The 428-nt window shown below is 39.3% G+C and carries 1 protein-coding gene; it reads left to right on the plus strand.

Features of this window, described 5'->3' with window-relative positions; all coding sequences use genetic code 11:
- Positions 1-428: CinA family protein (locus SB679_RS23135; RefSeq protein WP_410704638.1), on the plus strand; the 428-nt coding region annotated here is incomplete at both ends.

A 428-nucleotide genomic window follows, 5' to 3' on the forward strand; every position in this document is an offset into this window, starting at 1 on the left:
GGATCAGATTATACCTTATTTACAAGAAAAATTTAATCTTAATTATATTCACGGCAGAATTATTTCTGTAGTTGGGATTCCTGAAAGTATTCTTGCAGATACCATTGAAAATTGGGAACTAGCCCTTCCTGAAAATATTTCTCTGTCTTATCTTCCGGTGGGAACCCGTGTAAAGCTGAGGTTGACCGCATCCGGTGATAACGAAGACGTCTTAAAGAAACAGACGGAAGACGAAATCCAAAAACTTCTTCCTCTCATAAAGGATAATGTGATTGCAGTCTCTGAAGATAAAATTGAGACTATTCTGGCAGAAATTCTTACCGAAAGAAAATTGACTATTTCTACGGCAGAAAGCTGTACCGGAGGCGAGCTGGCCAAGATGATCACATCAGTTTCCGGAAGTTCAAAATACTTTCTTGGTGGGATGG

Origin of the sequence: Chryseobacterium sp. SIMBA_029, assembly GCF_046535275.1 — a bacterium.
Classification (GTDB): domain Bacteria; phylum Bacteroidota; class Bacteroidia; order Flavobacteriales; family Weeksellaceae; genus Chryseobacterium.